The sequence below is a fragment of the Paucibacter sp. B2R-40 genome, from assembly GCF_025717555.1.
Taxonomy (GTDB): Bacteria; Pseudomonadota; Gammaproteobacteria; order Burkholderiales; family Burkholderiaceae_C; genus Paucibacter_A.
On record NZ_JAJIRP010000002.1, the window covers coordinates 108,446 to 132,047 of the forward strand.

The 23,602-nt window shown below is 63.5% G+C and carries 17 protein-coding genes and 1 pseudogene; 9 read left to right on the plus strand and 9 right to left on the minus strand.

All coding sequences use genetic code 11. The features are described 5' to 3' along the window. Positions 1-98: 98 nt before the first annotated feature. Positions 99-1,505 carry a metal-dependent hydrolase family protein gene (locus LNV09_RS04485; RefSeq protein ID WP_263555886.1) on the plus strand — a complete coding sequence of 469 codons (1,407 nt, stop codon included), beginning with the start codon at positions 99-101 and terminating at the stop codon, positions 1,503-1,505. A 27-nt stretch (positions 1,506-1,532) separates the two neighbouring features. On the opposite strand, the gene LNV09_RS04490 is transcribed toward LNV09_RS04485, so the two are convergent. The 4 genes from LNV09_RS04490 to LNV09_RS04505 all read right to left on the minus strand — a co-directional run bounded on the left by LNV09_RS04490 (position 1,533) and on the right by LNV09_RS04505 (position 7,654). Beyond that, positions 1,533-2,828, minus strand: coding sequence for an ABC transporter ATP-binding protein (locus tag LNV09_RS04490; RefSeq protein ID WP_263556278.1), 1,296 nt, complete (start codon positions 2,826-2,828; stop codon positions 1,533-1,535). A 9-nt stretch (positions 2,829-2,837) separates the two neighbouring features. Beyond that, on the minus strand, positions 2,838-4,565 hold the full coding sequence (locus LNV09_RS04495; RefSeq protein ID WP_263555887.1) for an ABC transporter permease: 1,728 nt from the start codon (positions 4,563-4,565) through the stop codon (positions 2,838-2,840). An 86-nt stretch (positions 4,566-4,651) separates the two neighbouring features. Further along, positions 4,652-5,920, minus strand: coding sequence for a class I SAM-dependent methyltransferase (locus tag LNV09_RS04500; protein ID WP_263555888.1), 1,269 nt, complete (start codon positions 5,918-5,920; stop codon positions 4,652-4,654). A gap of 48 nt (positions 5,921-5,968) precedes the next feature. Next, a complete protein-coding gene (locus LNV09_RS04505; RefSeq protein ID WP_263555889.1) occupies positions 5,969-7,654 on the minus strand; it encodes a magnesium transporter CorA family protein in 1,686 nt (561 codons plus the stop codon). 161 nt (positions 7,655-7,815) lie between these two features. On the opposite strand from LNV09_RS04505, the gene LNV09_RS04510 reads away from it, so the two are divergent. Then, the gene (locus LNV09_RS04510) at positions 7,816-8,421 is read left to right on the plus strand and encodes a glycoside hydrolase family 108 protein (protein ID WP_263555890.1); all 606 of its coding nucleotides are present in this window, start codon (positions 7,816-7,818) and stop codon (positions 8,419-8,421) included. Here the strand turns inward: LNV09_RS04510 and LNV09_RS04515 are convergent, their stop codons facing one another. Together LNV09_RS04515 and LNV09_RS04520 are read right to left on the minus strand one after the other, a co-directional pair. Beyond that, positions 8,422-9,018, minus strand: coding sequence for a cohesin domain-containing protein (locus LNV09_RS04515; RefSeq protein WP_263555891.1), 597 nt, complete (start codon positions 9,016-9,018; stop codon positions 8,422-8,424). A 234-nt stretch (positions 9,019-9,252) separates the two neighbouring features. Further along, entirely contained in the window at positions 9,253-9,654 is a 402-nt protein-coding gene (locus LNV09_RS04520) for a hypothetical protein (protein ID WP_263555892.1), read from the minus strand. Between the two features lie 298 nt (positions 9,655-9,952). On the opposite strand from LNV09_RS04520, the gene LNV09_RS04525 reads away from it, so the two are divergent. The 7 genes and pseudogenes from LNV09_RS04525 to LNV09_RS04555 all read left to right on the plus strand — a co-directional run bounded on the left by LNV09_RS04525 (position 9,953) and on the right by LNV09_RS04555 (position 19,345). After that, positions 9,953-12,916, plus strand: coding sequence for a reprolysin-like metallopeptidase (locus LNV09_RS04525; RefSeq protein ID WP_263555893.1), 2,964 nt, complete (start codon positions 9,953-9,955; stop codon positions 12,914-12,916). Positions 12,917-13,047: 131 nt separating this feature from the next. Next, positions 13,048-16,032, plus strand: coding sequence for a monovalent cation/H+ antiporter subunit A (locus LNV09_RS04530; RefSeq protein WP_263555894.1), 2,985 nt, complete (start codon positions 13,048-13,050; stop codon positions 16,030-16,032). Beyond that, positions 16,032-16,379 (plus strand): annotated as a pseudogene (locus tag LNV09_RS04535) (Na+/H+ antiporter subunit C); the annotation flags it as partial. The gene LNV09_RS04530 and the pseudogene LNV09_RS04535, both read left to right, overlap by 1 nt. A 92-nt stretch (positions 16,380-16,471) precedes the next feature. Continuing rightward, positions 16,472-18,205: a monovalent cation/H+ antiporter subunit D gene (locus LNV09_RS04540; RefSeq protein ID WP_263555895.1), complete on the plus strand. Its 1,734-nt coding sequence runs from the start codon at positions 16,472-16,474 to the stop codon at positions 18,203-18,205. Further along, positions 18,202-18,717: a Na+/H+ antiporter subunit E gene (locus LNV09_RS04545; RefSeq protein WP_263555896.1), complete on the plus strand. Its 516-nt coding sequence runs from the start codon at positions 18,202-18,204 to the stop codon at positions 18,715-18,717. Before LNV09_RS04540 ends, LNV09_RS04545 begins: the two co-directional genes overlap by 4 nt. Next, positions 18,714-18,992, plus strand: a complete 279-nt coding sequence (locus LNV09_RS04550) for a K+/H+ antiporter subunit F (RefSeq protein WP_263555897.1) — start codon at positions 18,714-18,716, stop codon at positions 18,990-18,992. Before LNV09_RS04545 ends, LNV09_RS04550 begins: the two co-directional genes overlap by 4 nt. Beyond that, the gene (locus LNV09_RS04555; RefSeq protein ID WP_263555898.1) at positions 18,989-19,345 is read left to right on the plus strand and encodes a Na+/H+ antiporter subunit G; all 357 of its coding nucleotides are present in this window, start codon (positions 18,989-18,991) and stop codon (positions 19,343-19,345) included. Before LNV09_RS04550 ends, LNV09_RS04555 begins: the two co-directional genes overlap by 4 nt. Here LNV09_RS04555 and LNV09_RS04560 read toward each other — a convergent pair. Genes LNV09_RS04560 through LNV09_RS04570 form a run of 3 tightly spaced genes read right to left on the minus strand, consistent with a single transcriptional unit; the run spans position 19,332 to position 23,589 of the window. Further along, positions 19,332-21,014 (minus strand): alpha/beta hydrolase, encoded by a 1,683-nt coding sequence (locus LNV09_RS04560; RefSeq protein ID WP_263555899.1) that lies wholly within the window; start codon positions 21,012-21,014, stop codon positions 19,332-19,334. The genes LNV09_RS04555 and LNV09_RS04560 overlap by 14 nt on opposite strands. Positions 21,015-21,047: 33 nt before the next feature. Further along, positions 21,048-21,776, minus strand: coding sequence for a general secretion pathway protein GspB (locus LNV09_RS04565; protein WP_263555900.1), 729 nt, complete (start codon positions 21,774-21,776; stop codon positions 21,048-21,050). 19 nt (positions 21,777-21,795) lie between these two features. Further along, positions 21,796-23,589, minus strand: a complete 1,794-nt coding sequence (locus LNV09_RS04570; RefSeq protein ID WP_263555901.1) for an ExeA family protein — start codon at positions 23,587-23,589, stop codon at positions 21,796-21,798. Positions 23,590-23,602 lie beyond the last annotated feature (13 nt).

Sequence of the window (23,602 nt, forward strand, 5' to 3'; positions counted from 1 at the left end):
CTGCGCCAGCCCGAACTCCGTGAGCAAGAATAGCAGCAAGTGGCAGCACAAAGACCATGCAAAATATTAGCCACGCTCAGCCACCACCAAGGATTTCAATGCCAATTTGCCGCCGTCCCCTGATCATCAAGTCCTTCTTGGCCGCCTGCGTGTTGGCGCATGGCCTGCCGGCAGCCTTGGCTCACGGCGCCGGCCCGGCCGATGCTGAAGCCGCGCCAGCGGCAGCCGCAGCGCCCAAGCTCAGCGCCGTGTTGTTCGAGAACGTGCGCATCTTCAATGGCAACGCCGATCGGCTTTCTGGCCCGTCTAACGTGCTGGTTATTGGCAACCAAATCAAAGCGATCTCCGCAGCGCCGATCACCGTGCCTGCCGACGTCGACTTGGTCAGAATCGCAAGTGGTGGCCGCACGCTGATGCCGGGTTTGATCGATGCCCACACCCACATCATGTTTTCATCTCTGCCACAGGCGGCGATTTTGATGTCGGATGTGGGCTTTGTGAATGTGGCTGCGGTCAAGGAGGCGCAAAACACCTTGATGCGCGGCTTCACCAGCATCCGCGATCTGGGCGGCCCCGCGTTTGGCCTCAAACAAGGCATTGATATGGGTTTGGCCACCGGGCCACGCATCTGGCCTGCGGGCGCTTTCATTTCACAAACCGGCGGCCATGGCGACTTCCGCCTGCCTAACGATATGCCCGCTCGGCCGGGTGACTTCAGCCACAGCGAACGCGTCGGTGCCGCGATGATTGCCGACAGCGCCGATATGGTGCGCCAGCGCGCCCGCGAGCAATTGGCACTGGGTGCCTCGCAAATCAAGATGATGGCCGGCGGCGGCGTCTCGTCAAGCTATGACCCGCTCGATGTGACCCAGTACACCACGGCCGAGCTGCGCGCCGGGGTGGAGGCCGCCGAGAACTGGGGCACTTATGTGACGGTGCATGCCTACACGCCGCGCGCGGTGCGCCAGGCCATCGAAGCCGGCGTCAAGTGCATTGACCATGGCCAGCTGCTGGACGACGCTACCGCCAAACTGATGGCCGACAAAGGCATCTGGTGGAGCTTGCAGCCCTTTATCGACAACGGCAAATCGGCCTTCGCCGAAGGCTCTCCGAACCGCATCAAGCAAAAACAGATGATGGCCGGCACCGACACTGCCTACGCCTTGGCCAAGAAGTACAAGATCAAGACCGCCTGGGGCACCGACACCTTGTTCGACGCCAAGGCCGCCGCCACCCAAGGCGCGCAGCTGGCGCAGATGGTGCGCTGGTACAGCCCGGTCGAAGTCTTGAAGATGGCCACCAGCGGCAATGCCGAGCTGTTGGCGATGTCGGGTGCGCGCAGCCCCTACCCCGGCAAGTTGGGCGTGGTGCTGGAAGGCGCGATGGCCGACCTGATCTTGGTCGACGGTGATCCGATCGCCAATATCGACTTGGTGGCCGACGCGGCCAAGAACTTCCTCGTCATCATGAAGGACGGCAAGATCTACAAGAACAGCCTGCGCTGAACTTGTGCCGGTCGGCGAGGGCTTGGTTCAATCTTCGCCGGACTCCGGCAGATGAATCATGCCGGTATGGTAGTTGTACTCGAACACTTCGCCATAGCGGGCCCATTCGATCGCCACGCGCAGCACGCGCTCCGACTCATGTTCGTCCATGCTTTCATGCAGCAGCTTGAGGAAGGGTTCCTCGCGCAGCTCGCCATGGGGCTCTTGCTCCAGGCTGTGGCGGATGAAGGCGGCGATCGGCACATGGGCCATCAACTGCTGGCCGAACAGCTTGCGTCGCAACTCATGGTCACCGTCAACATAGCTTTGCCCCAGCGCCGTGATCAAGATGTCGCCGCGCTCCAGCTGCGCCAAGCCCAGCCGGTGCAAGGCATCGGCCAAGGGCAGCAGATCTTCGTCGGTCAGTTCGCTCTCTTCGGCCAGCTGCGGCAGGTCGGCGCGGCCCTTGAAGCGTTCGTCGATCAGCAGTTCCAACAGGCTTTCCATGCGGCCCACATCGGCCTCGGGCAAGCGGTCGGACAAATGCGGGCGCGGCTCTTGCACCTGGTCGGAGGCCGCCGCACCTGCGGTCATCAAGGCGTAGACCTCGTCGATCAGCAAGCGGACTTCCGCGCTGTCGGGGTGGCGCGGACGCGGTAGGCTGATCGGCAATTCCGCCCTCACCCGGCCCGGATTGCTGGAAAAAATCAGCACCCGGTCGGCCATCATGACCGCCTCTTCGATATTGTGTGAGACCACCAACATCGCCTGGGTCGGCATCTGGCCGCTGCCCCACAGCGTCAAGATTTCATTGCGCAAGCGCTCGCCGGTCAGCACATCGAGGGCCGAAAAAGCCTCGTCCATCAGCAGTACCTGCGGCTCCATCACCAAGGCCCGCGCCAAGCCGACACGCTGCCGCATGCCACCCGACAACTCGCGCGGCAAAGCACCTTCGAAGCCGGCCAGGCCAATCATGTCGATCGCCGCGCTGGCACGCTTGGCGCGCTCAGGCGCACTGACGCCACGCGCCTCCAGACCGAGTTCGACGTTTTGCTGCACCGTCAACCAGGGGAATAGCGCGAAGGACTGAAACACCATGGCGATGCCATCGGCCGGCCCGAACACCGGCTGACCGCAATAGCGGACATCGCCGCCATCGGACGGGATCAGGCCCGCCATGATGCGCAGCAGCGTCGACTTGCCCGACCCCGATTGGCCCAACAAGGCGACGATCTCGCCCTTGTCAAGCTGGAAGTCCACGTCCTCCAGCACCGAGCGCATGCTGCCGTCCGAGGACTTGAAGCTCTTGGCGACCTTCTTCAATTCAATCAAGCTTGTCATCAGGAAAAATCCTTAAGAATGAAGGCGCTGTTCCGCCACCACGTACAGCCGCCGCCAGACCCAATGGTTGAGCGCCATCACGAACACGCACATCACGCCTATGCCCAAGGCAATCCGCGGGAAGTCACCAATCGAAGTCATGTGGGCGATATAGCTGCCCAGGCCTTGCGCCTGCAAGGTGGTGTCGCCCCAGGACACATATTCGGCCACGATGCTGGCGTTCCAGCTGCCGCCACTGGCGGTGATAGCACCCGTCACATAGCTCGGAAAGATCGCCGGCAACAGATAACGACGCCATTTCAACCAGCCGCGCAGGCCCAAGTTTTGGGCCGCAAAACGCAGCTCGGACGGGATCAGAGAGGCACCGGCGATCACATTGAACAAGATATACCACTGCGTGCCGAGCACCATCAGCGGCGACAGCCAGATGTCGGGGTTGAGCTTCCAGTGCACGATCAGCATCACCGCCACCGGGAACATCAGATTGGCCGGGAAGGCCGCCAGGAATTGCGCCAGCGCCTGCACCCGACCGGCAATGCGCGGGTTGAGGCCGATCCACACGCCGATCGGCACCCAGATCAGGGAGGCCAGCGCGATCAACAGCAGCACGCGCAGCAAGGTGTAGGCCCCGAGCTTGAAAACATGGGCCGCCTCGGCCCAGCCCACCTCGGTATGGATAAAGCGCAGCAAATGCCACAGCGCGAACAGCACGGCGGCCGCCAGCACGGCATCCCAAGCCCGCGCCCAGAGCGGATTGCCTGGCTGCGGGCGAGCACGTATCGATGTGCCGTCAAAACGCCGGCGCGTCCACCGGAAGCTGGCCACCAACAAGCGCCCGGGCAACACGCCCACGCGCTGCAACAAGGCCGTACGGCGCAGCCAAGTCAGCAGCCAGGAGTTCGGCACCTGCTCATTGCCCGACTCTTCAAAGCGGAACTTGTCGGCCCAGGCCAGCAGCGGACGGAAGAACAATTGGTCATACAGCAGAATGCCGATCAGCATCGCCAGGATGGCGTAGCCGATCGCGGCCAAGTCGCGCGCGGCAATCGCCATCGCGATATAGGAGCCGACGCCGGGCAGCTTGATGTCTTGATTGGCGACCGAGATCGCCTCGGAGGCGACCACAAAGAACCAGCCGCCGGACATGCTCATCATCATGTTCCACAGCAGGCCCGGCATCGCGAACGGCAACTCCAGTCGCCAAAACCGCTGCCAACCGGAGAGCTGAAAAATGCTGGCGGCCTCCTGCAATTCGGCCGGCACCGTACGCATCGACTGGTAGAGGCTGAAGGCCATATTCCAGGCCTGCGACGTGAAGATAGCAAAGATGGCCGCGCATTCAACGCCGAGCAAGCTGCCCGGAAAGATCGCGATAAAGCCGGTCACCGTGATCGACAAAAAGCCCAGAATCGGAATCGACTGCAGAATGTCCAGCAAGGGCACCAGCACCCGTTCGGCGGCCTTGTACTTGGCGGCGAGCGCGGCGAAAGCGCAGGCAAACAGCACCGAAGCACCCAGCGCCAGGAACATGCGCAGCGTGGTGCGCAGCAAGTAATAAGGTAAGACAGCGGGGTCCAGGCTGATCGGCAACACCTCGCCCAAATGGAAAGGCTGTGCCATCTGCGAGCCGGCCAGGGCCAGCAAGCTGAGCAGCGCCAGCACCAGCGGCAGCAAGGCCCAATCCCAGCGATTGGTGCGGCCGTCAAGAACTTGCTGAGGGAAAAACCGTTTGTCTTGCATGACTTGAGCGTGACCGTCAGCGGAGGTGCGAAATCATAGCTGCGCCACATGGCAAAGCTCGGGTTTTCCCGAGCAGCGCGCTCAATTCAAGCCGCCAGCAGCGTCTGCAACTCCTGCTCGCGGATGCCGTAAAAGCGCTTGATCTCGGCGATCTGCGCTTGCAGCTCCGACCGCCTTGCCGCGCTCAGCGGCTGCGCGCGCTTGACGGCCAGAATCATCTTGTTCTTGCTGGTGTGCTCCAGCGCCACAAACTCGAACACTTGGGTGTCATAACCCTCGGCCTCCAGCAGCAGCGCGCGCAGACCATCGGTGACCATTTCGGCCTCCTGGCCCAGATGGATGCCATGCTGCAAAAGCGGGCGCAAGAGAGTGGGCGTCTGCATCTGCGGCCGCACCTGCTTGTGGCAACAAGGCGAGCACATGATGACCTTGGCGCCGGCGCGCAGGCCGAAGTGGATCGCATAGTCGGTGGCGATGTCGCAGGCGTGCAGCGCGATCATGACGTCCAGCCTCAGCGGTGTGTAGCTGCGCACATCGCCCTGATCAAAACGAAGGCCCGTCATCTGATGCTTGGCCGCGGCCGCGCCGCAGAGCTTGACCATATCGTCGCGCAGTTCGACGCCGGTCACCTCGGCACGTTTGCCCTGCGCACGCAACCAGTCATGCATGGCAAAGGTCAGATAGCCCTTGCCGGAGCCGAAATCGGCCACATGCACATCCGGGCTGTCGCTCAGGCCGGAAGACTTCAAGGCGGCTGAAAAAATCTCGATGAACTTGTTGATCTGTTTCCATTTGCGCGACATCGCCGGCACCAATTGCGCCTTTTCATCCCCAACAGCGCGCACCAGATGCGTGACCCCCAGATCCAGCCAGAAGGGCCGGCTCAACTCCAGATAGCGCAGCTTTTCCTTGTCATGGCCTGCCTGCCCTTTCAACTCAGCAGCGATCGGCAGCGCTGCCGCCGGCACCTTGCCCAGACGCAAGCTGGGCCGGCCCTTGCGGCTGAACACCAGTTGCACTTCCTCGCTCTGCGTTTGCAGATGTGCGCTGTGGAACTGCGCACCCAGCAGCTCGGACAAAATCGCCAGCGCCTCGGGGACTGGGTGGTTCTTGGTGATGTCGCGGGTTTGATAGCGCCACAGGAAGGACAGCTGGCGCTCGCCGCGCAACAGCACTTCGCGCACCATCAGCCGGTCCAGCTGGGCCTCGCTGCCGACATATTTGCTCAACAGCAATTTGGCGAACGTGGCGTTGGCCAGCGCCGTTTCCAGCAGGCGCAAGAATCGCGCTTTGGCATCGGCCTTGGCTGCTGGAGGCTCGGGTGGCGCGCTGTCGGGAATCAGATCTGTGAACATCGGCAAGGGCCAAGTGGGTGAGCAAGCGACTGATTTTCGCTCATAGACTCAATCCTTGCCGCTGCGCCATACGGCCGCAAACGCACGCCACTTGTTCCAAGCCGACATACGCTCATCCGACAAGGCATCCAGGAAGTCCGACAAGCGCTTGGACTTGACCATGGTGTAAATCGTCAGCGCCAAGGTCGCCACCATCACCACGGCAAAGTAGAGCAGACGCTCGCTCAGCGGCGCTTCGGCCTCGGCGAGCAAATTCATGCCCAAGAATCCGGTCGTGATGGTGCCCACCAGACCAAAAATCGTCACCACCGTCAGACGCACCACCGTGTTGGCCTGGCGACGAATGCTGTCGGTTTCCAGATAGGCGCTCATATCGGTGATGCGCTCCTTGACCTCAGCGTACAGCACCGGCAACTCCAGATGATTTGCACACATGCGAAACAAGGCACGCGACTGCGCTTGCTCGGCCACCTCGTGGAACCAGTAACGGTGCGAGAAGCGCAAAAAACCCTCGAAGCTGGAGCGAATCGCACGCTTGAAGCGGCGCACGTTTTCGGCATCCTGCACGTTCAAGCGCCGCAACGCCTCGACCAGGCGGTCGGAGAACATCAGCAGCGAAGCCTTTTGGAAATGCGCAATCAGAAAGATCAAAAAATGCTGATGGCGGAACTGCGCCAGCACGCCGCGGTCGCGGCAGCTGAAGAAAGCCGAGTCCGCCCGGCCGATCACCACCAAGGAGTGCCCACCGCACAAGTAACGCGTATTCGGTGCGGGTCCGGCATCGCTCCAGAAGCGGTCATAGCAATACTTGCTTTCGAAATCGTGCAGATGCTGCTCGGAGAACGGCAGCTCTTGCACGCCGGCTTGCGCTGCCGGCCCCGTCACCAGCCCCAGACTGACCATCTCGCTGCGCGACAAGGCGCGCGGCTCATCCAGCGCCAGGTAAGCCATCATCGGCATCCGGTAATACTCGATCTGACGGTAGCGCAGCGCGCCGGCTTCGGCCGAATGATCGACCACCAGCGGGCGCAACACAAAGGCCCAATGCTCGGCAATGCAAGGCGCACGGTGCTCCTGCACTTGCGCGATGTAATGCTCGCGCTCCAGCGCATCCGAGGCCGACAAGACCTGACCCTGTGCATCCAGCCATTCGGCGCTGGCCAGGCTATGCAAGGGCAAGCCTTGCGCGTCCCAGCCGGACGGGTAAGCGCGGCCCAAGCGGTACAGCAGCTCCTGCGCCTGGCGCAGTTCCAGATCGGTGGTGCAAACCTCGACATTGAGCAGCACCACGTCCACGTCGAAGAAGAAGTACAGGTCCACGTGGACGACATCCAGCGTCAGCGGCGCGGCACCGGGCCTGGGGCAGACGCGCAGCTGAGCCAAATCACGGCGCCGGAACACCTTCATGCCGGCTTCGCTGCGCCCGTCTTGCGGCCTGCCGGGTGAGCGCCCGTCGCCATAGAGAAAGCGCTGCACATAGGGCAAAAAGGTCACGAACTCCTGGTAGTGGCGTTCGTGAAAGCTGGCCGGGTCGCCGGTGTATTCGTCGACCAACTCATGCCAGGGGCCGGCATTGGGTTCGCCATTTTGCCCTTGGGGCAGCAGCTCCCAAGGGCGTCGCGGCGCGCCCGGCTCCTCGCCCAAGGGCATCAAACGCAGCGGCCAGAGGAGGATCTGGTGCATGCGCTGCACATGGGGCGAGGACCGGGTCGCCTGACTGGGCTGACTTGACATGGCGCGAATCCGCAAAGTAGATGCAGCCATCATGCCGCCTATTGCTGCGCGGTCAAGCGCATAGCAAACAGGGCTAAGCGCTCTATTTGTCGAACTTCTAGGGAGTGCCCAGGGAAGCCTGCGGCAGCACAATCAGTCCCCACCCAGCCCAGGAGCACGCCATGTCATTTGCAACGTCCTTGCCCTTTGTATTGCGCTGGGAGGGTGGCTTTGTCGACCACCCCGCCGACCCCGGTGGCGCCACCAACAAGGGTGTCACCCAAAAGGTCTATGACAGCTGGCGAGCCAAGTACGGCCAGCCTCAGCGCTCGGTGCGCGACTTGCAGGACAGCGAGATGGCCGCCATTTACGAACAGAACTATTGGCGCGCGGCGCGCTGCGGCGATGTGCAGGACAAACTGGATCTGGCCGTCTTCGACACCGCCGTCAATATGGGCGTCGGGCGAGCCGTGGGCTTTTTGCAAGGCAGTGTGGGCTGCGCGGTCGATGGCGGCTTCGGCCCTGCGACCTTGAATGCCGTTCAATGCTGTGACCCGGCCCGCGCGCTGCCGATGTTTTGCAATGCGCGCGAAAGCTATTACCAGCGCCTGGTCGAAGCCAAGCCTGAACTGAATGTGTTTCTGCGCGGCTGGATGAACCGACTCAATGCCTTGCGCGCCAGCGTCGGCATACCGGGCTTCAGCGCCGGCGTGACGCGAGGCATAGTCCCCGGCGAGATCATTCGGCGCTTGCCGGATCTGGGTGAAGATCCGGCTTTTGATGTCTGATCAGGCCGCCCGGCGACGCAAGGCCGCCAAGCCGGCCAGGCCGGCACCGAACAGCAGATAGGTCGACGGCTCGGGCACGGCCACCGTTTGCAGCGTCAGCGGCTGCGTCGTCACCGTCACATCACCCAGATTCGAATTGAGGAAGATGGCATCAGAGAAGTTCAGCACACTGCTGCCAACGCTCAATACATTGAAGCTGATATGCGCCAGGCTGCCGCTGCCGCTGACACCCGGCACGGCGCCCTGCAAGGTGTTGAACACCAAGTCGATGGAACCGAGCGAATTATTGATGCTGCCGCCGTCTGCAAATGTCGAGCCGCCGCCGCTGGCCAGAAAGCCGCCTTCCGTCACGCCCGTCGCCTGCAGTACCGCCGCATTGAAGGACAGCGTGAACTGGTAAGCGAACAAATCGCTGACGTCAGAAATCAACACATTCAGATCAATCACCGAGCCCTGCACGGCGGGATTTGCCGAGGCAACGATGGACAAGGTCGGGTCGGCGGCCAAGGCGGGTGCAGACAAAGCACCCAAGACACCGAAGACGCCCAAGAGCAAAGCGCTGTAAAAACTCTTCTTCAACGTGGGCCGGCTGGTCATGCTGATGTTCTCCTCTGCCCTGTAGGCGGCTAAATTGGCGTCGAGTCCGCAACGGCTTTTTGCGCCGGCGCCTAACGTCTAATGACATAGATAAATGTTTGGCAAGCCGAACCTTCGCCTTGTCGGCGAAGGCTCCGGTCTTGCAGGGCTTGAGTTTTCCATTCGGGCGCCCACTAGGACAAGAGGGGAATCCCGCCCTTTGTGTGCAGCGCGGCTAAAACCCCACGGGTGCTTTCACCTGAAGTCGATCCGGGCTCGCGCGGCCTGCATCGCGGATTCAATGACATTGAACGCCTCGGGGCCCTGGCTCTCTCTGCGAAACACCTGCCGGGTGGCGCCGCCACGCCACTCGATGCTGATCACTGCCCAGGCGCCGTCGCGGATCTGCGGATCCTCATACACCGCCTGCATCGCCAAAAAGCCCTGTGCCAAAGTGAGTCGCACCAAAGCATCGAAATCCGCTTCGCTGACGGAGCCATGGCGGCTGACATCTTCGGTTTGGTGGCGGGCCTTGCCGGTCGAAGTCAGGCTGGCGAGGCCGTCCCGGCGCAGCACCAAGCGTTCGCCGCTGCTGCAGCCGAAACAGTCCTTCTCCAGGGAGATTTGGATGATTTCACGGCTGTTGGTCGGCCACACAAGACCCTCCTCGCCCTGGCCGCAAGCGGGCCCAATTCCGAGTGCGGCAAGCCACAAAACAAGCGCCCGCATCGTGCGCTGCAGATTGCACTCAAGCCGAAATTCCCTCGTCGCACTTGATTGCCTCATCGGGATTGCCCCTCTATTGCTGCTCAAAACTGTCCACTATTCTTGCACCCTTATTCAAACGGATAGCGAATCCGTGGTCTATCGAATAGCAAGTTAGTAAATGCCGGCTGACCGCTGATCCCGCGCCTTATCCCTTGATCCACAGTTCACGCCCCATAAAGGACAGCACATGGAATCGCATCTCTCCCGCAGCCCGAGCGCAAAAGCCGTCTTTGCACTGTGCCTGGCAATGGCCGGCGCTGTCGCCGCGCCGCTGGCCCACGCCGCCGCTGAGGTTCAGCCCCTAAATGCCAGCGAGCAAACGCAGACCGGCGGTACTTTCTGGCAAGACAGCAAGGCCTCCAGCGCCAAAGTGTCGGCCAAGGGCGCCGTGGCGTCTGTACAGCCACGGATTTTTCGCGCGCTGACGCTGGACCGCAGCGGCTTCAAGGCCTTGGCCATCGGTGCGCCGCTGGAACGCACAGCTGCCGCAAGCTTGAGCCCCTTGGTGATTTCGCTGCCGCATCCGGACGGCGGCTATCAGCGCTTCGCGATCGCGGAGTCGCCGGTGATGGAGTCCGGCTTGGCCGACAAACATCCCGACATCAAGACCTTCTCGGGCCGCGGCCTCGACGATGAACGTGCCAGCTTGCGCATGGACATCACGCCGCTGGGCCTGCACGCCTCGATCCGCTCACCCAAGGGCGCTTGGTATATCGACCCCCAGTTCCACCTCGACGACAGCATCTACCTCAGCTATCACGGCCGTAACCTGCCCAACACGCATGGCCGCTTGACCGAGGCGATGCAAACCGAAGCCCATATCGCGCTGACGCGAGGTTTTTATCATGCGGCCGATGCGGTGGAGGTGCGTGGCTTTGGATTTGCGCCCGGCGCTCAGGTGCGCATCACTGTGCAAGACCCCGCCAACGACGTGAGCCCCCGCCAGACCGTCCAAGCTACGGCCGACCAATATGGCACGGTCGCGGCCACCGTGACCGCCGACCCGTCGCGCAACCTCGGCAGCTATGAGATCACCGTCAGCGACGGTCTCAGCAGCGCCAGCTCCGCCTACCATGTGGTCGGCGACGACATCAGCCCGACCGCCGCAACCGGCAATCAGCTGCGCAACTACCGTCTGGCCCTGGTGACCGACCCCAAATACGCAAGCTTCTTTGGCGGCAGCGCCAATGTGACGGCGGCGAAGGTCACCTTGGTCAACCGCATCACCCATATCTATGAGGACGAGACCTCGATCCGTCTGACGCTGGTGAATGACAACGACAAGTTGAATTTCGACACCGTCGCGCAAATGACCGGCGCAAATGGCCCTTGCGGTGCCACCGCTTGCTACACCACGGCCCAAGTGGCGAGCTGCGGCAGTGGGACGCTGACCCGCAACAAGACCGTCATCGGCCTGCTGATTGGCGCCAGTAATTACGACATTGGCCACATCGGCATGGGCAATTCCGGCGGCGGCCTGGCCAGCCTGGGCGTGGTCGGCGGCACCAGCAAAGCGCAAGGTTGCACTGGCGTGACCACACCGGTCGGCGATCTGTTCGCGGTCGACTATGTGGCGCATGAGATGGGCCACCAGTTCTCCGGCAACCACTCCTTCAACGGCATCAGCGGCAGCTGTACGGGTGGCAACCGCAATGCCGGCACCTCGGTGGAGCCAGGCAGCGGCTCGTCCATCATGGCCTATGCCGGCATTTGCGGCACCGACGACAGCCAGCCTCACAGCGACGCCTATTGGTCGCAACGCAGCTTCGACGAGATCGTGGCTTACACCTCCGGGGCCGAGAGCAATCTGAGCGAGGTGCAGATGGCGGCCTTGACCGCTTTCACCACCGACGGCCAGCAGTTCAAGCTGAAGTACAAGGGCAATTCGTCGGCCGCCATCGTCCGAGGCAGCAACTTCACCATCGCCGGCATCAAGGCCGCGATCGAGGGCATCAGCGGCTGGCCGGCGGGCGGCACCGCGACGATCACCTCGCTGACCGATGCCAGCTTCACCATCACCTTTGGCGGTGCGCTGGCGGGCACCAATGTGGACTTGCTGGGGCTGACTGAGGCGACCGGAGGTTCCAGCGGCTATGTCGGTGAAATCACTGCCGGCGGCCCGACCGCGCGCGGCGGCAGCACCAGTGCCACCGGCAATAGCGCACCGGTCGTGACCGCACCGGCCGGCTACACCATCCCGATTCGCACCCCATTCGCCTTGACCGGCGCCGCCAGCGATGCGGACGGCGACACCCTGACCTATCTGTGGGAGCAAAACGACCGCGGCGGCTCGACCGGCACCGGCTTGCTGAGCAACACCAAGTTGAACGGCCCGTTGTTCCGCCAGTTCGGCACGGCCGCCATCGTCAGCGAGGCCAACTCGCAGACCTACAACTCTGCCGGTGAAAACCAGGTCAGCAGCGACCCGACCCGCGTCTTCCCGGACATGGCGCAGATTCTGGCCAACAACACCAACGCGGTGAGTGGCAGCTGCCCGGCCTCCAATGTGGACTGCTTCTCGGAGTTTTTGCCGACCAAGGACTATGTCGGCTTCGCAGGCGTCAACGCCAGCCCGGCCAGCCTGAACTTCAAGCTGACGGCGCGCGACGGCCGCGGCGGTGTCGGCAGTGCCAGCACCAAGCTGATTCTGGCAGCCGGTGCAGGCCCCTTCTTGGTGACCTCGCACAACAGCGCCTTGGCGGTCGCCAGCGGATCGGTGCAAACCGTCACCTGGGATGTGGCCAACACCAATGCAGCGCCGGTCAGCACCGCCAACGTGAAGATCAGCTTATCGGTCGACGGCGGCAATACTTTCCCGCATGCCTTGGCCGCCAGCGTACCCAACAATGGCAGTCGCTCGGTGGTCTTGCCGGCGCTGGCCACCACCAAGGCGAGGTTCAAGGTCGAGGCCGTCGACAATGTGTTCTTTGATGTCTCGAACGTCGACTTCACCATCGTGATGGTCGGTGACGTGAACGGTGACGGCAAGGTCAACTGCGATGACATCGCCATCGTCAAGGCTTCAATCGGCAAACGCGCCGGCGACCCTGGCTTCGATCCGCGCGCCGATGTCAACGGTGACGGTGTCGTCAATATTCGCGATCTGACCACCGTGGCCCAGCGCCTGGCGATCGGGGCCAAGTGCAAATGAATGTGAGCGCGGCGAACTAGCTGACCCGCAGCACCCGACGCAAAACCCCCTCGCCTCTGGCGGGGGGGTTTTTTTATGCCCGGCGGTTAAACTCGACCCGCCCGAACAAGTCAGAGATATCGCGATTGCCAATGGCAAACCAAGTAACGAATTACCTGTACTTCTTCCAACAATTCGGCCTGATCAGCCTGGTGGCTTTGCCGTTTCTGGCCAGCTTGATTGCGGCACTGCTGCCCAGCAATGCGCGTAATGCCGAGTCGACCTTGGCTGGCGCGGTGGCGCTGTTCTGTTTTTTGCAAGCCGCGTCTTACTTCCCCGAAATGGCCGCCGGCGGTGTGATCCGGCAGGAGTTCATCTGGTTGCCCTCGCTGGGCCTGAATTTCGTCTTGCGCCTGGATGGCTTTGCCTGGATGTTTTCGCTGCTGGTGTTGGGCATGGGCGCGCTGGTGGTGCTGTACGCGCGCTACTACATGTCGCCCAGCGACCCGGTGCCGCGCTTTTTCTCGTTCTTGCTGGCCTTTATGGGGGCGATGAGCGGCGTGGTCATCTCCGGCAATCTGGTGCAACTGGTGCTGTTCTGGGAGCTGACCAGCCTGTTCTCGTTTTTGCTGATTGGCTATTGGCATCACCGCCGCGACGCGCGGCGCGGTGCGCGCATGGCGCTGACCGTCACCGGCGCCGGCGGCTTGTGCCTGCTGGCCGGCGTCCTGGTCTTGGGCCATATCGTGGGCAGCTATGAGCTCGACGCGGTGCTGGCCTCGGGCGAGCTGGTGCGCGCGCATCCGCTTTACCTCAGCGCCCTGGTGCTGGTGCTGCTGGGTGCGCTGACCAAGAGCGCGCAGTTCCCGTTCCACTTCTGGCTGCCCAATGCGATGGCCGCGCCGACACCGGTGTCGGCCTACCTGCACTCGGCCACCATGGTCAAGGCGGGGGTGTTTTTGCTGGCACGGCTGTGGCCGGTGTTGGCCGGCAGCGATCAGTGGTTCTGGATCGTGACTGGCGCAGGGCTCATCACCTTGCTGATGGGCGGCTTCGCGGCGATTTTTCAGCAAGATTTGAAGGGCGTGTTGGCCTATTCGACCATCTCGCACCTGGGCTTGATCACGACGCTCTTGGGACTCAACAGCCCGCTGGCTGCCGTCGCCGCCGTCTTCCACATCATGAACCACGCCACCTTCAAGGCCTCGCTCTTCATGGCCGTGGGCATCATCGACCATGAAACCGGCACACGCGATATCCGCCGCCTCAGTGGGCTGCGGCGCAGCATGCCGATCACCGCCACGCTGGCCATGGTGGCGAGTGCGGCGATGGCGGGCGTGCCGCTGTTGAACGGCTTCATCTCCAAGGAGATGTTTTTCAGCGAGGCGGTGTTCGTCAACTCTGTGCCCTGGTTTGACCTGCTGCTGCCGGCCGCTGCGGTCTTGGCCGGCATGTTCAGCGTCGCTTACTCGCTGCGTTTTTGCGTCGATGTGTTCTTCGGCCCGGATACCAGCGCCGAGCTGCCGCGCATGCCGCATGAGCCACCGCACTGGATGCGTGTGCCCGTGGAGTTATTGGTGCTGGCCTGCCTGGTGGTAGGCACCTTGCCGCAATGGACCATGCAGACCCTGCTGGAGACGGCCGCAGCCCCAGTGGTGGGCGGCGCGCTGCCGGATTTTGATCTGGCGCTCTGGCATGGCTTCAACACGCCCTTGCTGATGAGTTTGGTGGCGCTGGCCGGCGGCATTGCGATGTACGGCTTGTTGCGCGGCCCGCTGGCGCGCGAGCAGTTTGCGCGCACGCCCTTGCTGGGTCGCCTGCATGGCAAGCGGCTGTTTCAAACCGGCTTGGCGCGCCTGACAGGCGCCAGCCGCACGACGCTGCGCCTGCTCAGCACGCGCCGCCTGCAGACGCAGTTATTGCTCTTGATCGGTTTGGTCGTGGTCGCCGCCGGGCTGGCGGGTCAAGGCGGCATCGGCCTGGGTGAACGCGCACCGCTGCCCTTCTCGCCCGGCTTCACCTTGCTGTGGCTGATAGGCGGCGCGGCGGCACTGGCCTGCACGCGCGCCGCCAAATACCAGCGACTGACGGCCCTGGCCTTGATGGCCGTGGCCGGCCTGTGCACGGTGATCACCTTCGCCTTGTTCTCGGCCCCCGATCTGGCGCTGACGCAGTTGTCGGTCGAGACCGTCACCACGGTGCTGATTCTTCTGGGCCTGCGCTGGTTGCCCAAGCGAATCGAGGCACTGGAGGCGCCCGAGGCCTCGGGCGAAATCCTGCTGGAACAGGACCGCCGCCATACACGGCAAAGGACACGAAAAAAAGCGCGGAGGCTGCGCGACTTGGCGCTCGCCTTGTGCGCCGGCGGTGGCATGAGCTGGCTGTCTTTTGCCATGATGACGCGCGAATTCCCGCACAGCATCTCGACTTTTTTCCTGGAGCGGGCCTTGCCCGAGGGCTTCGGCACCAATGTGGTCAATGTGATGCTGGTGGACTTCCGCGGCCTCGACACCTTGGGCGAAATCACCGTGTTGGGCATCGTCGCGCTGACCGTCTACGCCTTGCTGCGGCGCTTCCGACCCGCGCCCGAAAGCATCAGCTTGCCGACGCAGCAACTGCTGCTGGCGCCCGACATCGCCACCGACCTGGTGCACGCCAACACCGCCACGGACACTGCCAGCGGCTACCTCTTGGTGCCGGCCGTGCTGGTGCGATTGCTGCTGCCGGTGGCGCTGGTGATCGCCGTCCACCTGTTCATGCGTGGCCACAACCAGCCGGGCGGCGGTTTTGTCGCCGGCCTGGTCTTGTCAACCGCCTTCATCCTGCAATACATCGTCTCCGGCACGCAGTGGGTCGAAGCCCATCTGCGCCTGCGGCCGCAGCGCTGGATTGCAATGGGTTTGCTGACGGCCTGCAGCACCGGCCTGGGTTCGCTGTTATTCGGCTACCCCTTCTTGACCACCCACACCAGCCATTTTTACCTGCCCATCGTCGGCGAGATCCATATCGCCAGCGCGCTGTTTTATGACATCGGCGTTTTCACCCTGGTGGTCGGTGCCACCTTGCTGATCTTGACGGCCTTGGGTCACCAATCGGTGCGCGGCCACAAGCGCCTCGCAACGGGGAGCAAGAGCTGATGGAAATCGTGCTGGCCCTGGCCATTGGCCTGTTGAGCGCTTGCGGCGTTTGGTTGCTGCTGCGCCCGCGCAGCTTTCAAGTCATCATCGGTTTGAGCCTCTTGGGCTACAGCGTCAATCTCTTCATTTTCAGCATGGGCCGCTTGAGCCTGGACAAGGAGCCGGTGCTGGCCGCTGGCGTGGCGACCACGCTGCAAAACTACACCGACCCGATGCCACAGGCCTTGGTGCTGACGGCCATCGTCATCGGCTTCGCGATGACGGCGCTGTTCTTGGTGGTGATGCTGGCGCAGCGCGGCTTTGTCGGCAATGACCATGTGGACGGTACGCCGGATGAGGATCAGGAGCCCGAGGAAACGCCGGGCCGCCCCAAGTTTCCTTACGCCCCCTTGGGGGGGCGGACGTCGCGCAGCGGCGGCCTTGGGGGCACGGAACCATGATGGCGCTGCTGACCGAATGGGCTTTGCTGGCCAATGCGGCCTTGATGCCGCATCTGACGATGGCGCCCATCCTGCTGCCCTTGATTGCGGCCTGCCTGCTCTTGCTGCTAGGCGACCGGCGCCACCGCCGCAAAAGCATATTGGCCCTGGTGGCGACGACGGCCAATCTGGCCATCGCGCTGTTCTTGATGCTGGGCGTGCATATGGAAGCCGCGCAGCCACAGGCCTACGGCGTCTATCTGCCCTCGAACTGGGATGTGCCCTTTGGCATCGTGCTGGTGCTGGACCATTTATCGGCCTTGCTGCTGGTGGTGGCGGCCGTCGTGGCCTTGATGGCGCTGCTGTTCTCCTTGGCCCGTTGGCACAAGGCGGGCGCGCATTTCCATGTGCTCTTGCAGCTGCAGATCATGGGCCTGAACGGCGCTTTTCTGACCGGCGATCTGTTCAATCTCTTCGTCTTCTTCGAGGTGATGCTGGCCGCGTCCTACGGTTTGCTGCTGCACGGCAGCGGGCCGGCGCGGGTCAAGGCAGGCCTGCACTACCTCAGCATCAATCTGTTCGCATCCTCGCTGTTCCTGGTCGGGGCTGCGCTGATTTATGGCGTCACGGGCACGCTGAATATGGCCGACCTGGCCGCCCGCATCCCGCTGGTGGCGCCGGCCGATCTGGCACCGCTGCATGCCGGCTGCGCGATTCTGGCGCTGGCCTTCTTGGCCAAGGCCGCGCTTTGGCCGTTGAATTTTTGGTTGGCACCGGCCTACACGGCTGCCTGCGCGCCTTCTGCGGCGATCTTCGCGCTGCTGACCAAGGTCGGCGTCTATGTGCTTTTGCGCTTGTCCACCTTGCTGTTCTCGGACGGGGCGGGCGCCTCGGCGGGCTTCGGCCAAAGCTGGCTGCTCTGGGGCGGCATGGCCACGCTGGCCTTCGGTGCCGTCGGCATGCTGAGCGCGCAGCGGCCTGCCCGCCTGGCCTCGTTTGCGGTCATCGTGTCCTCGGGCACCTTGATGGCGGCCATGGGTTTTGCGCGCCCCGACCTGACCGCCGGTGCGCTCTACTACCTGCCGGCCTCGAGCTTTGCGGTGGCGGCATTTTTCTTGCTGGCCGAGTTGATGGATCGCTCCCGCAACCCGGAGCCGCATGCCCAGCGTGCCCCCGAAGATGAGGAGGACCATTTGCCCTTCGCACTGGCCGAACAAGAGTTGAGCCGCGAGGCCAATCTGGATGAAGACGAAGAAGTGCTGGTCGGCCGCGCCATCCCCGCCTCCACCGCCCTGTTGGGCCTGGCCTTTGTTGCTTGCACCTTGCTGCTTTCGGGTCTGCCGCCGCTGGCGAGCTTTGTGGCCAAATTTGCCATGCTGTCGGCACTGCTGAAGACCAGCGGCAGCGCCATCGGACCTGCCCCCGCCGCCTGGCTGTTCTTTGGCTTGCTGCTGCTGGCCGGTCTGTTCGCCTTGCTGGCCTTGTCGCGCACCGGCATGCGTTTCTTTTGGACGCCGGTGGACCGCAGCGCGCCGCGCCTGCGCTTGTTCGAATTCGCGCCGATGGTGTTGCTGCTGGCGCTGTGTGCCTTGATGACGGTTCATGCCGAGGGCCTGCTGCGTTATGCCAACAGCACCAGCCAAAGGCTTTATCAGCCGCAAGGCTATATTGATGCAGTGCTGTCGGCCCGGCCGGTGCTGACGCCGACCAATGCCGAGCGTCTGCGCGCGCTGCCGGCGGAGAGCAAGCCATGAGCAAGTCGTTTTTCAAGCGTTGCATCCCGGCGCCGCTGTTGAGCCTGGCCTTGATGGCGCTGTGGTTGCTGCTCAATCACTCGCTCAGTCTCGGCCAATGTCTGCTGGCGCTCCTGGTCGGCCTGCTGGCACCATTGCTGACCGCGTCGCTGCGGCCCACGCCGATCAGCTTCAAAAAGCCGGGCGTGGCCTGGCACCTGTTCTGGCGGGTTGGACTGGATGTTCTGAGCTGGAATTGGCGCGTGCTGCGCGGCACGCTGGCGCGCAGCAAAAGCCTGCCGCAGGGCGGCTTTGTGACGGTGCCACTGGAGCTGCGCGACCCGAATGGGCTGGCGGCCTTGGCCGTCATCATGTGCGTGATACCGGGCACCATCTGGTCGGAGTTGTCGCTCGACCGCAGCGCGCTGTTGGTGCATATCTTCGAGCTGGGCGATGGCGACGGCGCAGCGCAAGCCGAGATCGACTTGATCAAAATGCGCTATGAGCGGCCCTTGATGGAGATCTTTGAATGAGCGGTTTTCTATTCGGCGCCATCACCTTCACCGTGGCTTGCTATGTGCTGGCCATGGCCTTGTGCCTGCTGCGCATGATTCGCGGGCCTGCCTCGCAAGACCGCATCCTGGCGCTGGACCTGATTTGCACCCTCGCAATGCTGATCTTGCTGGTGCTGGCGATTCGCTATCGCAGCGAAATGTATTTTGAAGCGGCGCTGCTGATCGCGCTGTTTGGCTTTGTGGGCTCCAGCGCGATGGCCAAGTTCTTGTTGCGCGGCGAGGTGATCGAATGATTCACCCAGCTCTTTCGCTCTGGATCGAGGTGCCGGTCGGCATCTTGCTGTTGATCAGCGCGGCCTTTTGCCTGGCCGCAGCCGTCGGCGTGCTGCGCTTCAAAACATTTTTCATGCGCATGCACCCGCCGGCACTGGCCTTCACGCTGGCGACCTGGTGCGTTGCGCTCGCCACCATCATCTATTTCTCGGCACTGGAGCAAGGGCTGGCCCTGGACGCGTGGCTGATCATCATCTTGTTGGCGCTGACGGTGCCGGTCACCACCATCATGCTGGCGCGCACCGCCTTGTTTCGCACGCGCACCCGGCAAAGCAGTGAGGAAGAAGTGCCGCCTGCACTCAGTCAACAGTGATGCGTCGCTGCGCGGCGATCTTGTCTTTGAGCGCCTGCAGTTGCGCGGGCGTCCAGCCCGGCGCATCGGTCAAGCTGGCCCAGCCGTCCAGATAATGCTCGAAGGCATACAGGTGCCCATAGCCCAGCGGCGGCGTGGTGGCCAGCATCAGGTCTATCGTCAGCTGCAAAAAGGTCACCACCGGCACCCAGACGAAGTCCGGTGACACATCGGGGCCAAGCGGCCCCTGCAACCAAGCCGGCCGGCGCCATAGCGCGCCGGGGTCAAAAAAGCTGACCGCGTCGCTCGCGTATTGCAAGTAGATCACCCGGTACGGCCCCCAGGCGGCGGGCGCCTGGTTCAAACGGTTGACTTGAGCGGTAAAGCGGATCACCGAGCCATCGCGGAATTCGGGCAGCCAGGCCGGTGTGCCGGGGCGACGTTGGGCGGTGACCAGATTCCAGGTCTCGCTCGCAAAAGGCGGGCCGGCCCAAAAGGCGCCGGCATAGGGGTCGCCGATCACCTGATGCAGATCATGTGAGAGGTCGGAGTTGAGGCTGCCCAGACTGAGTCCGTGCAAATAGAGCTTGGGGCGCTTGTCGCGTGGCAGACTGCGCCAATGGTCATAGACGGCGGTGAAGGTCGCGCGAGCGGTGTCGCGACCCAGTTCGGGGTCGGCCAGCAAGGCCAGCCAGCTGGCCAGATAGGAATATTGCACAGCCACGCTGGCCACATCGCCGCGCAGCAAATACTCCAGCGCCGTCTGACTCTCGGGGTCGACCCAGCCGGTGCCGGTGGGCGTGACGATGACCAGATGGCTGCGCTCAAAGGCGCCGATACGTTTCAATTCTGCCAGCGCCAGCTGCGCGCGCGCCTCGACCGTCTCGGCCGAGTTCAGGCCGACGTAAACGCGCAGCGGCTCCTTGACTTGCGCGGCATCGCTGCTCGTCATCTGCGCGATCGCCGCCCGGTCCGGCCCGGCGGCGATGACGCGGCGGCCGGCCCGGCCCAGACCCTCCCATTTCAACAAGGAGCCGGGCGCGCCGGCCTTGAGCGGGTCGCTCGGGCGCGGACTGCTGTCGTCCTCGATCAAGGCATCCAGGCGCCGATAAGACGAATCAAAGGCATGCATGCCGGCGCGCACCAGCACGCCATTGCCGATCGAATAGAACAACCAAGCGGTCAAACCCAGGGCCGTCAGCACCGCCACCGGCCCCGACACCTGGCGCTGCAAACGCGCAGCAATGCCCTGCTTGACCCAATCAAAGGCCCGCCCGATCAGCAAGAGCAGCGCAAAGGTCAGCACCGCCACGACCGCGATCGTGAACGGACCGGCGCTGTCTTGCGGCGCCAATTGCATCAAGGCGCGCAAACGGTTTTGCCATTCATTGGCGCGCCACAAGGCATAACCGGTCGCACCCAGGCAGAGCAGCAGTGCCGGCGCGCGCCGCCAGACCAGCGTCTCAGACCGCGGCTCGGGCAGTTGCAGCAGCCGCCACAACCACTGCACCAGCACCCCGATGCCATAACCGGCCGCAAAGCACATGCCGCTGAGCATGCCTTGCACGGCCGGGTGGCGCGGCACCAGGCTGGGCGTCAGCGAGGCGGCCAAAAACAGCGTGCCAAGCAAGAGCCCGACCACGGTGAACGAGCGCAGCAGCGCCGGTAGAGCCGAATTGAGGCGAGTCATGCCTGCTCCTATGAAGACGGCCATGCAGCCAAATCAATAACTGATGCGAAAGCGCTGGCCCTTGAAGACCAGCACCGCGCTCTTCAACTCGATGCGCTCCAGCAGCAGCTCCGGCGCTATCTGCTCGCCCTCATGCAGCAATTGCCCGTTGACGATCAACATGCGGTTGGCGGGGGTGTCCGAGTACATCGCACCGCTGGTGGCAATCGTGGGCAAGGCCTTGCGGGTCGCGTCGGGCAATTCGGTGAATTTCAAGATGACAGCGCCAGCCGCACTGGCAGCCGGTGCCGGCGCGGCCATGCTTGGTGCGAGACCGGCGAGCGGCTTTGCGGCCGGCAGCGGCTCGGCAGCGGCCGGCGGCGGTGCCCGCAAAATCGGCGTCAGCGGCGGAGCGGGGTCGCTGGTGGCTGCCGCTATCGGGGCAACCGAGGGAGCAGGCAAGGGAACGGCCAAGGGACCAGCGGGTGTCAGGTTTGTAGCCGCCGGTGTTGCCGCCGCCGATGCCGCCGCCGTTGCCGCCGTACTGACCGGCGCCGGCTCCTTCGTCAACCAGCGCGCAGCCCAGGCTCCCAGCAGCAGCAAGACCACGCCTGCAACGGCCAGCGTCACGCCAGCTCTGGCCGACCAAGCCCCGGCAACCATGCCGGACTTGCCCGGCTTGCCGCCTGGGTGCTCATGTTCGGCATGGCTGTGCAGCGTCGGCACGCTGCCGCGCTCTCGCTCGGAATCCGCTTTGCGCAAGGCGTCAAGAATATAGGACATGGTCGCTTGGATGGTTTGTTCAGGGCGCCGCAGCAGCAAGATTTGGCGAGGACTTGCCGGCTTGCAGCCGCGGCTCGGCGGCCGTTTCCGCCTCTGTTGCCGCTCCTGCTGCTCCTGCCGTATTGGCCGCAGCCTGCTGTTCGGTCAAACCCACTCGGCTGAGCAGCATCAAGGTGACGGGCCCCAGTTGGCCGTCGCTACGCAGGCCTTGCGAGCGCTGAAACGCCGCTAACCTGGATCGCATCGAGGCATCCAAACGGATCGGGCCGGCGCTTGGCGCTACGGCAAAGGCCTTGGCCAGTTGCGCATCAACCCAAGCCAGCAGCGGCCCGCCATTGGCCTTGGCCGGATAGCCGGGCGGCGCCCGCCACAGCAGACCAAACTCGCCGCGCCACTGCGTGCTCAAGGCCGGCAGGCTGATGCGCAGCGATTGCTCGCCCAGGCGCACGGTCGCGTATTGCTCGTCGAGTTTGATCAGGGTGACGTAAAAAACCTTGCCCGCCTCATCGCGCAGGCTCAGGATGCCGGGGCGATCGAGCAGGCGCAACAGGCTCAAGCCGCCATCACCCGCACCGCCGCCCACGGCCAGGCTGCGAAAGCAATGCAGCTGCTGCTGCGCCAAGGCCTGACAGGGTTCGATCTCGGGCGCCTCAAGCTGCCAGCTTTTTGCCAGCTCTTGCCAGGCCTGTGCCTCGCTGCGCAAGCCCAAACTGCCGGGTACGCTGTTGCTAACTTCCAGCTTGCTGGGCGGGCTGGCTTTACCGACCAAGCTGGCTGGGGCTGAGGCCGTTGCTGGCTTTGCCAGATTTGCCGGCGCCACCGCAGCACTGACGACGGGCGCCCGCTTGCCGCTCGAGCTGGCATGCAAATAGTCGCGCCCCGCCCAAGCCAGCACTGCCGCGCTGGCAAGCAAGGCGCTGGCGCCCAGTGCCCAGCGCTGCTTGCTTCGCCCAGCGCCTGACCAGGCGGAGCTCGAGTCTTGGGGGCCGAAAACTTCCGCCGCCGCCCGGTCCACCGTGGCACGGTCAACACTGCGCTGATCCTGCGAGTAAGCACCCAGCAGCGCGCGGTCGCACAGCAGATTGATGCGCCGGGGCACGCCGCGCGAGAGCTGGTAGATGCGTCGCAGCGCCTTGGGCTCAAAGGGCAAGGCGGCGCTGAAGCCGGCCACGCCCAGGCGGTGCCGCACATAGTGGCCGGTTTCGGCCTCGGACAGCGCGGGCAGATGGAAACGCGCGATCACGCGCTGCGACAACTGCTCCAACTCGGGCGCCGCCAGCATGTCGCGCAACTCGGGCTGGCCGATCAGGATGATCTGCAGCAGCTTGCGCTCATTGGTCTCGAGATTGGTCAGCAAGCGCAGCTGCTCCAACACTTCGGCGGAGAGGTTTTGCGCCTCATCGATGATCAAGACATTGTTCTGCCCGACCGCATGGGTGCTGAGCAAAAACTCGTTGATGGCATCAACAAAGGGCTTCACCGACTGGATAGGCGCGTTTTCGGCCGGCAGCGCTTGGTGGTGCTGAATGCCGTATTCCTCGCAGACCGTGCGCAACAACTCGGCCACCGACAACTTGGGGTTGAAGATGTAGGCAACATTGCAGCGCTTCGGGATCTGCCCCAGGAAAGCACGGCAGACGGTGGTCTTGCCGGCACCGATCTCACCCGTCAGCAACACAAAACCGCCGCCACCGCGCAGACCGTAAAGCAGATGCGCCAAGGCCTCCCGGTGCCGCTCGCTCATATAGAGATAGCGCGGGTCGGGGGCGATCGAGAAGGGCTCTTGCTTCAGGCCAAAAAAGTTCGCGTACATGGTGTGGGCATGC